The organism is Holdemanella sp. DFI.5.55 (assembly GCF_020593575.1).
In the GTDB taxonomy this organism is placed as follows: domain Bacteria; phylum Bacillota_I; class Bacilli_A; order Erysipelotrichales; family Erysipelotrichaceae; genus Holdemanella; species Holdemanella hominis.
The window spans coordinates 1-268 of sequence record NZ_JAJDMK010000274.1 but is presented as its reverse complement, the minus strand read 5'-3'; the positions used below and the strand labels follow the sequence as shown (position 1 = coordinate 268).

Here is a 268-nt window from a genome sequence, read left to right as displayed (position 1 = left end):
CGAAGCCGTCCCATCACCAGCCAAAGTGTGATTCAACCCAGGATCCTTAAAGTAGTTGCGTTCGGTCAGCTCGTTAAGAACCATGATATGCCCCATGTGCTCAGTCATGGTAACAAATGCAATTGGTGCCATGCTTAAAATCGCGCCCCAATAAAAATGCGGCTGATAGGTCACGAACGGAACCTGAAAATCAGGCAGACTGAACCAATGTGCCGCAGCTACTGGCGCCAGGTCAACAATGCCAAACAGACAGGCAATCACATAGCCG

1 protein-coding gene is annotated in these 268 nt (G+C 50.0%); it reads right to left on the bottom strand.

Annotated elements, in window-relative coordinates:
- A partial coding sequence (locus tag LJE08_RS14080) for a solute carrier family 23 protein (RefSeq protein ID WP_304608384.1) occupies nt 1–268 on the bottom strand: 268 nt, incomplete at both ends.